This is a genomic window from Serratia sp. TMDUHS_CL (assembly GCF_037137105.1).
GTDB classification, from domain to species: Bacteria; Pseudomonadota; Gammaproteobacteria; order Enterobacterales; family Enterobacteriaceae; genus Serratia; species Serratia nevei.
This window is the reverse complement of record NZ_JBBBDV010000016.1, coordinates 108,938-120,698: the sequence shown is the minus strand read 5'-3', so window position 1 is coordinate 120,698 and position 11,761 is coordinate 108,938. Positions and strand designations below refer to the sequence as shown.

General features: G+C 56.5%; 12 protein-coding genes. 7 read left to right on the top strand and 5 right to left on the bottom strand.

Annotated features, from left to right (window positions below):
- Positions 1-66: 66 nt before the first annotated feature.
- Both mobB and mobA read right to left on the bottom strand, forming a co-directional pair.
- A complete protein-coding gene (gene mobB / locus WCL58_RS23005) occupies positions 67-585 on the bottom strand; it encodes a molybdopterin-guanine dinucleotide biosynthesis protein MobB (protein WP_060425412.1) in 519 nt (172 codons plus the stop codon).
- Complete coding sequence (gene mobA / locus WCL58_RS23000) at positions 582-1,172, bottom strand: molybdenum cofactor guanylyltransferase MobA (protein WP_060425409.1); 591 nt, start codon at positions 1,170-1,172, stop codon at positions 582-584. Before mobA ends, mobB begins: the two co-directional genes overlap by 4 nt.
- Before the next feature lie 148 nt (positions 1,173-1,320).
- Here mobA and WCL58_RS22995 point away from each other — a divergent pair, with 148 nt between their 5' ends.
- From WCL58_RS22995 to dsbA, 3 genes are all read left to right on the top strand, one after another.
- Positions 1,321-1,590: a YihD family protein gene (locus WCL58_RS22995; protein WP_004931268.1), complete on the top strand. Its 270-nt coding sequence runs from the start codon at positions 1,321-1,323 to the stop codon at positions 1,588-1,590.
- 98 nt (positions 1,591-1,688) lie between these two features.
- Entirely contained in the window at positions 1,689-2,675 is a 987-nt protein-coding gene (locus tag WCL58_RS22990) for a serine/threonine protein kinase (RefSeq protein ID WP_336851637.1), read from the top strand.
- A 29-nt stretch (positions 2,676-2,704) separates the two neighbouring features.
- Positions 2,705-3,328 carry a thiol:disulfide interchange protein DsbA gene (gene dsbA, locus WCL58_RS22985; RefSeq protein WP_004931264.1) on the top strand — a complete coding sequence of 208 codons (624 nt, stop codon included), beginning with the start codon at positions 2,705-2,707 and terminating at the stop codon, positions 3,326-3,328.
- Positions 3,329-3,371: 43 nt separating this feature from the next.
- Here dsbA and WCL58_RS22980 read toward each other — a convergent pair whose 3' ends face one another.
- Complete coding sequence (locus WCL58_RS22980; RefSeq protein WP_015379457.1) at positions 3,372-4,268, bottom strand: acyltransferase; 897 nt, start codon at positions 4,266-4,268, stop codon at positions 3,372-3,374.
- 497 nt (positions 4,269-4,765) lie between these two features.
- Between WCL58_RS22980 and polA the strand changes: the two genes are divergently transcribed.
- Positions 4,766-7,564, top strand: coding sequence for a DNA polymerase I (gene polA, locus WCL58_RS22975; protein WP_149571875.1), 2,799 nt, complete (start codon positions 4,766-4,768; stop codon positions 7,562-7,564).
- Positions 7,565-7,755: 191 nt separating this feature from the next.
- On the top strand, positions 7,756-7,803 hold the full coding sequence (locus tag WCL58_RS25370; protein WP_071892919.1) for a spot 42 RNA, inhibition of DNA synthesis: 48 nt from the start codon (positions 7,756-7,758) through the stop codon (positions 7,801-7,803).
- 277 nt (positions 7,804-8,080) lie between these two features.
- On the opposite strand, the gene yihA is transcribed toward WCL58_RS25370, so the two are convergent.
- Positions 8,081-8,725 carry a ribosome biogenesis GTP-binding protein YihA/YsxC gene (gene yihA, locus WCL58_RS22970; RefSeq protein ID WP_336851636.1) on the bottom strand — a complete coding sequence of 215 codons (645 nt, stop codon included), beginning with the start codon at positions 8,723-8,725 and terminating at the stop codon, positions 8,081-8,083.
- Positions 8,726-9,459: 734 nt separating this feature from the next.
- Here yihA and yihI point away from each other — a divergent pair.
- Positions 9,460-9,999, top strand: coding sequence for a Der GTPase-activating protein YihI (gene yihI / locus WCL58_RS22965; RefSeq protein WP_071890410.1), 540 nt, complete (start codon positions 9,460-9,462; stop codon positions 9,997-9,999).
- A 182-nt stretch (positions 10,000-10,181) separates the two neighbouring features.
- The gene (gene hemN, locus WCL58_RS22960) at positions 10,182-11,555 is read left to right on the top strand and encodes an oxygen-independent coproporphyrinogen III oxidase (protein ID WP_336851635.1); all 1,374 of its coding nucleotides are present in this window, start codon (positions 10,182-10,184) and stop codon (positions 11,553-11,555) included.
- A gap of 34 nt (positions 11,556-11,589) precedes the next feature.
- Here the strand turns inward: hemN and WCL58_RS22955 are convergent, their stop codons facing one another.
- The gene (locus WCL58_RS22955; RefSeq protein ID WP_015379453.1) at positions 11,590-11,712 is read right to left on the bottom strand and encodes a YshB family small membrane protein; all 123 of its coding nucleotides are present in this window, start codon (positions 11,710-11,712) and stop codon (positions 11,590-11,592) included.
- Between the last annotated feature and the right edge of the window lie 49 nt (positions 11,713-11,761).

The window sequence follows — 11,761 nt, the reverse complement described above, 5'->3', positions numbered from 1 at the left end:
CAAAGCCGAAAGCCCTGAACTGACGTTCAGGGCTTTTTGCTATGCGTAAAACGCAAAAAAGCGCAGCTACGCTGCGCCGTTCAACCACTCGACAATAAAATCGGCGATGCTTTCCGGTTGATTGAGATCCAATTGCTTAGCCGCGATGGATAGCGGCCGATCGCTGGCTACCGCCACGACAAACTGATCCAGCATGCCTTCCAACGGTCTGCCGATCTCGGCCCGATAAAGCAGGATCTTGCTGACCGGCTCATGTTTGAACCCTTCCACCAGAATCAAATCGACCTTATCGGCATCAAAACGTTCTGCCAGGTAGCGCAGGTCCAAAGGTTGTTGTTCCGGCGTTTCGGTCATTAATGCCCAGCGGCGATCGCTGGCGACCAGCGTTTGGTCGGCACCCGCTTTGCGCAGCTCATAGCTGTCTTTGCCCGGCGTATCCACATCCATGTCATGATGCGTATGCTTTATCAACCCAACCCTCACCTGGCGCTGTTTCAGCATCGGGATCAACTGTTTGAGCAGGGTGGTTTTTCCCGTTCCACTATAGGCACCGATGGCCAGTAAGGGGGGCAATGAACGATTCATTTCTTTAGCTCGCGTGCTTGCTGCCAATTCCGGCAGTCTTCCGGCGTATTCAGGTTATGAAATGCCGCTTGTTGCCCGCTGAACACCACGCGTTGTGCGTTAATCTGATGCAAGAACAGCATCAGCTTGCGTTCACCCCGCGTCAGATAGTCAGCCAGCTGCGGCGCTGTTTGGGTATGCAATAACGCCAGCGTAGGGTGATCTCGTTCACCATCGCTGGCAAAGGCCGCTGGCGCTGCGCCTTTTTGCTGCCATAGCTGCGCGACTAAGTCGGCGGGAAAGTCGGGGACGTCACAAGGGACGAAGGCCACCCACTCGTTGGGAGATTGCTTGAGCCCGGCGAGCATCCCGGCCAACGGCCCGGCGAAATCGGGCGTCAGATCGCCAATCACCGGCAAACCGCTCGCCTGGTAGCGTGCCTGATTGCGGTTGGCGCTGATGGCGACGGAAGCCACCTGCGGCCGTAACCGGGCCAGAACATACTGATAGAGTGCGATACCGCCAATCGACACCAGGCCTTTATCCTCACCGCCCATGCGCGTGGCTCGCCCGCCGGCCAAAATTACGCCGCTGATTTCTTTATGCATCTCGTTTATCCCGCCTTGTCGATGCGCTGATTGTAGCGCTAAAGCCGGCGTGACATCAGGATTTACCTTTATTGACAAGCCGGTTCTTTCACTGCGTGGGTAAGCCTGTTACTTTGTGAGTTTATTCATGCTATTGGACGATATTGAGATGAAAACGCATCGCGTAAATGAGTTGATCGAGCTGTTGCACCCGGCCTGGCAGGAAGATCCCGATCTCAATTTGATGCAGTTTTTGCAAAAACTGGCGAAGGAAGCGGGCTTCCAGGGCGAGTTGTCCGAGCTGAGCGATGATATTCTTATTTACCACCTGAAAATGCGCGGCAGCGCCGGCACGGATCAGATCCCGGGCCTGAAGAAAGATTACGAAGAAGATTTTAAAACGGCGCTGTTGCGCGCTCGCGGGGTTATTAAGGACTGACCTTCGTGCGGTGCGAGAAAGCATAGCTCGTGAAACGCGCCATTAATGCTACTATTTCTCATTCCCGGCACCGTGCTGTCAGCGATCAAACGAACGTTATGAATAACTCTGCTTTTAATTTCGACACTCTGTCGCCCGACTTGATTATGGACGCGCTAGAAGGGGTTGGCCTGCGCGTCGACTCCGGTCTGACGGCGCTGAACAGCTACGAGAACCGCGTCTATCAGTTTATGGACGAAGATCGCCGGCGCTACGTGGTGAAGTTTTACCGCCCGGAGCGCTGGAGCGCTGCGCAGATCGGTGAGGAGCACCAGTTCGCTCTGGATCTGGCGAAGGCGGAGATCCCGGCGGTAGCGCCGTTGGCGTTGCAAGGCGCTACGCTGCATACGCACGCTGGGTTCTTCTTTACCCTGTTCCCCAGCGTGGGCGGGCGGCAGTACGAGATAGACAACCTGGATCAGTTGGAATGGGTGGGTCGTTTCTTGGGGCGTATCCATCAGGTCGGTGGTGAGCGTTTGTTCGCCGAGCGGCCGACGATGGGGGTTGAAGAGTATCTCACCGCCCCGCGTCAGGTGTTGGCCGGTTGCGAGCTGTTGCCGGTAGCGCAGCGTGAGGGGTTCCTGCAGGCGACGGATAACCTGATCGCGGCGATCAAGCCGCACTGGCATCTGAACTGGCAGCCGCGCCGTTTGCACGGTGATTGCCATCCGGGCAATATTTTGTGGCGCGACGGCCCGCTGTTCGTCGATCTTGATGACGCACGTAATGGCCCTGCGGTGCAGGACTTGTGGATGCTGCTGCACGGCGAACGCCGCGATCAACTGATGCAGTTGGACGTCTTGCTGGAGGCGTACGGTGAATTTGCCGAGTTCGATCAGCGCGAGTTGGCGTTGATCGAGCCGCTGCGGGCGATGCGCATGGTGTATTACCTGGCCTGGGTCGCCCGCCGTTGGCAGGATCCGGCCTTTCCTAAGAGTTTTCCGTGGATGGCTGAGTCTGATTTCTGGTTGTCTCAGACTGCGGCCTTCACCGAACAGGTTAAGCTGTTGCAGGAGCCTCCTCTGCAGCTGACGCCAATGTATTGAAGCTTTAACACAATGGAGAGTTTAGTCTTATGAAAAAAATATGGTTGGCGCTCGTTGGCATGGTGATGGCATTCAGTGCCTCGGCGGCACAGTTTAGCGATGGCGCTCAGTACGTGACCCTGGACAAGCCGGTGACCGGCGAGCCGCAGGTGCTGGAGTTCTTCTCCTTCTACTGCCCGCACTGCTACCAGTTCGAGCAGGTCTATCACGTGTCTGAAAACGTGAAGAAGGCCTTGCCTGCCGGCACCAAAATGACCAAGTACCACGTGGAGTTCCTGGGGCCGTTGGGCAAACAGCTGACTCAGGCATGGGCGGTTGCGATGGCGCTGGGCGTGGAAGACAAAGTAAGCCCGCTGATGTTTGAAGCGGTACAGAAAACCCAGACCGTGCAAACGCCGGACGATATCCGTAACGTCTTCGTGAAAGCGGGCGTGACCGCCGCTGATTATGACGCGGCCTGGAACAGCTTCGTGGTGAAATCTCTGGTGGTTCAACAGGAGAAAGCCGCGGAAGATCTGCAGCTGCGCGGTGTGCCGGCGGTATTCGTGAACGGCAAATACATGGTTAAAAACGATGGCCTGGACACCAGCTCGATGGACGCGTACGTGAAGCAGTTCGCCGACGTGGTTAAATTCCTTAGCCAGCAGAAATAAGCCTGATTCAGCATGAAAAACGCCGGCATTGCCGGCGTTTTTTTTACCCGTATTGCCGCTTCAATTTATCCAGCAACCGATCTTTTTCCTGCCACAGCGTATTCAGCCACAGCTGGAAGCGCCGCTTGAACTGTTTGTCGTTGAAGTAGTCCCCGTGCAGGGTTTCATCGATCGGCAGCGTTTCTATTCTTACCACGATACGCGTCAGCCGCCCACACAGCATATCCATAAAGGGCCGTTGGTTATTTTCCGGATAGAGCAGGGTAACGTTCAACACTTTGTCGAACTGATTGCCCAGTGCGCTGAGCGTAAACGCAATGCCGGCGGCTTTGGGCGCCAGCAAATTGCGATACGGCGAATTGCTTTTAATTTTCTTGGCTTCCGTGAAGCGCGAACCCTCGACGAAATTGACGATGGTGGTTGGACGCTGACGGAATTTTTCGCAGGAACGGCGCGTCGTTTCGATATCCTTGCCGCGTTTCTCCGGATGCTTGAGTAAATAGGCGCGGGAGTAACGTTTCATGAATGGCATGTCCAGCGCCCAACAGGCCAGACCGACAAAAGGCACCCAGGCTAACTGTTGCTTGAGGAAGTACTTATTCATTGGAATATGATTTCTGAACAGCACGCACAATACGACAATGTCCGACCAACTTTCGTGGTTGCTGATCAGCAGATACCAGTTTTTTCGATCCAGCCCCTCCAGCCCTTCAATATCCCAACGTAATTGCCCGTTAATGCGCAATAACAGCGCCAGCCCCTGACACCAGCACCACATCATGAAATCGGCAAAAGCCGAGATATATCGCCAAACGGCGGGAATGGGCACCAGGAGTTTCACGATGCCGGCCAGCGTGATGGGGATGGAGCACAACACCGTCACCAGAATCGTGAGTATGACGGAAATGATAAAGATAACAGGCGTTAACAATCTTGGCATGGTTATGGGCTGACGGTTGTTGAGAACATCGTTGCATGCCGAAGCGCATGAACAAAAACATATTTTAACAGAAATCGCCGGGGTAAAGCGCCGCTAAAAATGACTGTTTTTCGTCTCATCGGATAACCATTTGCTGAGTTTTCGTGCAACTTTCCCAGCTTGTGCTAGGGTAATTGAGGCGCCGAATTTGATTAATAGTGCGATTAAAATCCGGCGAAAGTTATATCCACAAATCCAATAAAAGCCAGTAATAAAGCGTCGCCGGAATTCGTTCTTTTAACGCGGTGATTTAAATAGGAATTTTATTCGCCGTTATAACGATAATCGGGGCGTTATAATTCGGTCTCTTTTCTATGCACAAAGTTATCCACAGGTAAGATCTTGCGGATCCTCCCGCACTATCACATCATTTTCGTCCGTAATGCACGCTAAGGTTCGTCTCCGGCGGCCAGCTATGGCATGCTTACCCCTATGTCCGATCACGATAAAGAAACGCTATGGCCCAGATTGCAGAAAACCCACTAATCCTGGTTGACGGTTCCTCCTACCTCTACCGCGCTTATCACGCCTTCCCGCCGCTGACCAACTCGGCGGGCGAGCCGACCGGCGCGATGTACGGCGTGCTGAATATGCTGCGCAGCCTGTTGCTGCAGTATCAACCGAGCCACGTTGCCGTGGTGTTTGATGCCAAAGGGAAGACTTTCCGCGATGAGCTGTTCGCCGAATACAAGTCGCACCGGCCGCCGATGCCGGACGATCTGCGAGCGCAGATCGAGCCGTTGCACAACATGGTCAAGGCGATGGGCCTGCCGCTGCTGGTGACACCCGGCGTTGAGGCGGACGACGTTATCGGTACGCTGGCGCTGGAGGCCGAAAAGGCCGGCCACGCGGTGCTGATCAGCACCGGCGACAAAGACATGGCGCAGCTGGTGACACCGAACGTCACCCTGATCAACACCATGAACAACACGATCCTCGGCCCGCAGGAAGTGTGCGACAAGTACGGTATTCCGCCGGAGCTGATCATCGACTTCCTGGCGTTGATGGGCGATTCATCGGACAACATTCCCGGCGTGCCGGGCGTGGGCGAGAAAACCGCCCAGGCGTTGCTGCAGGGCATCGGTGGGCTGGATGCTTTGTACGGCAATCTGGAGAGCATCGCCACGCTGAGCTTCCGCGGTGCCAAAACCATGGCGGCCAAGCTGGAGCAGAATAAAGAGGTCGCGTATCTCTCCTATAAGCTGGCGACGATCAAAACCGACGTCGAGCTGGATCTGACCTGCGCTGAGCTGACGGTGTCCGAGCCGGATGTCGATACGCTGCAACAGCTGTTCAAACAGTACGAGTTCAAACGCTGGCTGGCGGACGTGGAAGCCGGCGTATGGCTGGAAAACAAGAAAGGCGCGGGTGCGAAAGCTGCCGGCGCTGCCAAACCGGCCGCCGCGGCGGAAGCGCCGAAGGCGCTGGCGGAGGCCAAGCTGTCCCAGGAGGGGTATATCACTATCCTGGATGAAGCGACCTTTACCGACTGGCTGGCGCGGCTGAAAAAGGCCGACGTGTTTGCCTTCGATACCGAAACCGACGGCCTGGATACCCTGACCGCCAACCTGATCGGTCTGTCCTTCGCGATTGCACCGGGCGAAGCGGCTTATTTGCCGGTGGCGCACGATTATCTGGATGCCCCGCCACAGCTGGATCGCGCCTACGTGCTGGAAGCGCTCAAGCCGCTGCTGGAGGACGATAAAGCGCTGAAGGTCGGGCAAAACCTGAAGTTCGATATGAGCCTGCTGGCGCGCTACGGCATTGAGATGCGCGGTATCGCCTACGACACCATGCTGGAGTCCTATGTGCTGGACAGCGTCGGCGGCCGTCATGATATGGACAGCCTGGCCGATCGTTATCTGGGCCACAAAACCATCACCTTCGAAGAAATCGCCGGCAAGGGCAAGAACCAGCTGACGTTCAACCAGATCGCCCTGGAGCAGGCGGCGCCTTACGCTGCCGAAGACGCGGATGTCACGCTGCAGCTGCACCTGGCGATGTGGCCGCAGCTGAAGCAGAGCGCAGAGCTGCTGACGGTGTTCAACGAGATTGAAATGCCGCTGCTGCCGGTGCTCTCGCATATTGAACGCACCGGGGTGCTGATCGATCCGGCCATTTTGTCGGCCCACTCCCAGGAGCTGGCCAAGCGCCTGGCGGAACTGGAGGCGCAGGCCCATGAGCTGGCGGAAGAGCCGTTCAACCTGGCGTCGACCAAGCAGCTGCAGGCTATCTTGTACGAAAAACAAAAGCTGCCGGTGCTGAAGAAAACCCCGGGCGGGGCGCCCTCCACTAACGAAGAAGTGCTGGCCGAGCTGGCGCTGGACTACCCGCTGCCGAAGGTGATCCTGGAATACCGTGGCCTGGCGAAGCTGAAGACCACCTATACCGACAAGCTGCCGCTGATGATCAATCCGGTCAGCGGCCGGGTGCATACCTCGTACCATCAGGCGGTGACCGCGACCGGGCGTCTCTCCTCGAGCGATCCGAACCTGCAGAACATCCCGGTGCGCAACGATGAAGGGCGACGCATTCGCCAGGCCTTTATCGCGCCGGAAGGTTACCGCATCGTCGCGGCCGACTACTCGCAGATCGAGCTGCGCATCATGGCGCATCTGTCACAGGATGAAGGGCTGCTGAAGGCCTTCGCCGAAGGGAAAGACATTCACCGCGCCACGGCGTCGGAAGTCTTCGGCGTGCCGTTGGATAAAGTGACCGGCGAACAGCGCCGCAGCGCCAAGGCGATTAACTTCGGTCTGATTTACGGCATGAGCGCCTTCGGCCTGGCGCGTCAGCTGGGGATCCCGCGTGGGGAAGCCCAGCGCTATATGGATCTGTACTTCGAGCGTTACCCGGGCGTGCTGGACTACATGGAGCGTACCCGCCAGCAGGCTTCCGAACAGGGCTATGTCAGCACGCTGGATGGGCGCCGCCTGTATCTGCCGGACGTCCGCTCCAGCAACGCCATGCGCCGCAAGGCGGCCGAGCGTGCCGCCATCAACGCCCCGATGCAGGGCACGGCGGCCGATATTATCAAGCGTGCGATGATCGAGGTCGACGCCTGGCTGCAAGGGCAGGAGAAGCCGCTGGTGCGCGCGATCATGCAGGTGCACGATGAATTGGTGTTTGAGGTGCACGAGTCGGTGATCGAAGAAGCCAGCCAACGTATCCGCCAATTGATGGAGGGCAGCATGACGCTGGCGGTGCCGTTGAAGGTCGACGTGGGCGTCGGCATGAACTGGGATGAGGCGCACTGATCGCCAGTTTATCGCCGGATGTGCTAACTGGCGAGAACCTAAGCATTTTTCGTAATTAAGCTACAAGATGCGGCGATAGTTTCCCCAACTTCGCCGTTCTTGTGCCGCAAATTGTGTAAGTAAACTACAAAAAATTCTTTTGCCCTGTGAAAAAATGATGTAGAGTTACAGGCGTAGGGTACAGAGGTAAGATGTTCTATCTTTCAGACCTTTTACTTCACGTAATCGGATTTGGCTGAATATTTAGCCGCCCCAGTCAGTATTGACTGGGGCGTTTTTTATTGTAAAAACAGCAGCAAGCCATACGTTTTTCCTATCTCTTCGCACCGCTTTTCGTTCCCGCTTCCGCTCCCTCAACGCCGTGATTTGGTGAGATCAGCCTGCCCTGGCGATAAGTTTTTATGATGGCTTTATTTCAGAACTGTAATTAGATAACAAAAAATCCCGCCTGTGGCTGAACTGCGGGCATAAAAAAGCCGATGCGGTGAGGCATCGGCTCTGGCGTTCAGCCTGAGCTTATTCGCCGGCTTCGTCTTCCGGCAGCACTTCCGGCGGGATCTCGTTAAACCAGGTATCCAGCTTCTGGCGCAGCTTGTCGACGCCGATCTTCTTCAGCGACGAGAAGGCTTCAACCTGGATATTCCCCATAAACGGCAGCACCGCTTCACGCACCATATTGAGCTGCGCCTTGCGTGCGCCGGAGGCCAGTTTGTCGGCCTTGGTCAGCAGCACCAGCACCGGGGTACCGACGTCGACCGCCCACTGGATCATCTGCTGGTCGAGATCTTTCAGCGGATGGCGGATATCCATCAGCACCACCAGGCCCTTCAGGCTGTTGCGCATCTGCAGGTATTCGCCCAGCGCGCGCTGCCATTTGCGCTTCATCTCTTCCGGCACTTCGGCGTAGCCGTAACCCGGCAGGTCGACCAGGCGGATGCCGTCTTCCACTTCGAACAGGTTGATCAGCTGGGTGCGCCCCGGCGTCTTACTGGTGCGCGCCAGGCTTTTTTGGTTGGTCAGGGTATTCAGCGCGCTGGATTTCCCGGCGTTGGAACGGCCGGCAAAGGCGACTTCAATTCCTGCATCCCCCGGCAGATGGCGAATATCGGGTGCGCTGGTGACGAAATGGGTCACATGATAGTTGTAGTTCTTGCTGGTCAAAATTTTTCGTCTCCGTGAGGATGGCTAACTGGTTGGCGATTATAACTGCATCAGCGGTAAAAATGGCGTGTTTCTCGGTTTTTAAGCGGCGGGGCGCGATAAAACGACAGTTATGCCGCGCGTAGGTTGTGAGACATTTGCCATTCGAATCGCGGGTAATGTCGCTTTATTCGAAAGTGATATTTCTGTTTTTATTTTAAAAACAACATGTTGTTTTTTCATTGTAGGGAAATGTCATCCAAATCGGCGTCAGGTGCCTTGAGCCTTCGCAACAATAACGTAAAGTAGTCGTTAACGCAGGGTTGCGCAGGATTAGGGAACATCCGGGAAGGATGACAAATCTCAGGGAACGCACAGGGCGTGCAATGAGTGCCAGGATGAACGCAAAAGGAAGTGACCCTTTCGCACCGGAATAGGCGGCAGGCACATCGGATGGTGAAGTATTGGCAATTTGGATGCCCGCAGGAAGCGCGCTCGGGAAGAGCGGATGCGAATGGATTGCGCCATGGACGATTTTTCTTTCAGGATGAAGGACGTAGTGGCAGGGAATGCGGTTATAGCAGAGGGAAAAACCGGGATGTTGCATGTACGCAAGGAGCGCGTAACAGGAATACCCTTCGCGAGAAGGTGCGAAATAGGCGGCAGGTTTAACCTGCCGCCTTTTTTCTTTGTCCGCTTTCTGCTAGATTCCGCCGCAATTCTATACTGAATCTACATACCTAAGAGCACACGCTATGAACCAGCCATCAAAAGCACCTCGCGGCAGCGCGGCGAAGTCAAAAACGAAAAAGAAAAGCCGTATGGAGCTCGATCAGGAAGCGCGCGAGCGCAAACGCCTGAAAAAGCGCCGTGGCCTCGCTTCCGGTTCGCGCACCCAGGTCGAGTCCGGCAGCCAGAAAAACAAATCGGCGGCGGCAGCCAAAGATCCGCGTATCGGCAGTAAAGTGCCGGTTGCGCTGGTGGTCGACGAGACCAAAGTGAAGGCCAAACCGCAGCCGAAACCAAAGGCCGAAGCGAAACCGCGCCTGTCGCCGGAAGAAGAGCTGGCGAAGCTGGAAAATGACGAGCGCCTGAACGCGCTGCTGGATCGCATCGACGACGGCGAAACGCTGAACGCGGAAGAGCAAGCGTATGTCGACAAGACGCTGGATCGCATCGATGTGCTGATGGACGTGCTGGGCATCGAACTGGGCGAAGACGACGACGAAGAAGAAGAGAAGCAGGAAGATATTCTGAAGCTGCTGAAAGGCGGCAATCCGAAAGACGCCTTTTAACGCGCTATGTGGCTAATCCCGACAATAGCCCTACTCTTGATGTGTTATCTGCTGTGGTTATTCGGTAAACTATGGCGGCTGTCTAAGCGCAAAGCGCGTTTTCGCAGCGCTTCCGTGGCCAGACAGCGCAGACAACCGCCCCTCTCCCGGCCCGGTAGAAAAAGATATCGGAAGGAGTGAGCATGTCAGAGCAGACGATTGTCTGGGATTTGGCCCTGATCCAAAAATATAACTACTCAGGGCCGCGTTATACCTCATACCCCACGGCGCTGGAGTTTAACCAGCGCTACGACGAAGCGGCGTTTCAACGCGCCGCTGCGCGCTACCCTGAGCGGCCGCTGTCGCTGTACGTGCATATCCCTTTCTGCCATAAGCTGTGCTACTTCTGCGGCTGCAACAAGCTGGTGACGCGCCAGACGCACAAGGCCGACGAATACCTGAACGTTTTGGCGCAAGAGATCGCCAGCCGTGCGCCGCTGTTCGCCGGCCGTAAGGTCGGCCAGATGCACTGGGGCGGCGGTACGCCGACCTACCTGGATAAAGCGCAAATCAGCCGGCTGGTGGCGTTGCTGCGCGAACACTTTGATTTCCTGCCCGATGCGGAGATGTCGATCGAGGTTGATCCGCGCGAGATAGAGCTGGATGTGCTCGATCATTTACGCGCAGAAAGCTTTAACCGTCTGAGCATGGGGGTGCAGGATTTCGACAAGCAGGTGCAGCAGCTGGTCAACCGCGAGCAGGATGAGGCCTTTATCTTCGCCCTGATTGAGCGGGCTAAAGCGCTGGGCTTCCGCTCGACCAATATCGATCTGATCTACGGCCTGCCGAAACAGACGCCGGAAAGCTTCGCTTTCACGCTGCAGCGGGTGGCTGAGCTGAATCCCGATCGCCTCAGCGTGTTCAACTACGCGCATATGCCGAACTTGTTCGCTGCCCAGCGCAAAATCAAAGACGCCGATCTGCCGGGCGCGCAGCAGAAGCTGGATATCCTGCAGCAGAGCATCGCTTTCTTGACCGGCACCGGCTATCAGTTCATCGGCATGGATCACTTTGCGCGCCCGGACGACGAGCTGGCAATCGCCCAACGCGAAGGCAAGCTGCACCGCAATTTCCAGGGCTACACCACCCAGGGCGACAGCGATCTGCTGGGGCTGGGCGTGTCGGCCATCAGCATGCTAGGCGACAGCTATGCGCAGAACCAGAAAGAGCTGAAGCATTACTATGACAGCGTACAGGCGCAGGGTAATGCGCTGTGGCGCGGGCTGGCGTTGACGGACGACGATTGCCTGCGGCGCGATCTGATCAAAACCCTGATCTGCAATTTCCGGTTGGCGTATCAGCCGCTCGAACGGCAATACGGCATCGACTTTACCGCTTACTTCGCCGAAGACTTGCAGCTGCTGGCGCCGTTTGAACGCGATGGGCTGGTGGAGCGGGACGAGCAGGGCATCCGCGTCACGCCGCGCGGGCGCTTGCTGATCCGCAATATCTGCATGTGTTTTGACCGCTATCTGCGGCAACAGGCGCGCAGCCAGCAATTCTCACGGGTGATTTGAGGATGAAAAAACAGCCGCTGATGCGGCTGTTTTTTTAACTGAAGAAGTTAATCAGCGCGGCGCACAACACCGCGGCAACCGCCGCCTGCGGGGTGTGGCTGGCAGCGGAGCCCAGCTCCGCGCCCTGAGAAATGAATACGATGAATGAGTCCAGCATCGTCAACCTCCAGAGTGTGCGACACGATCATACTGCGCCCGCACCGGCT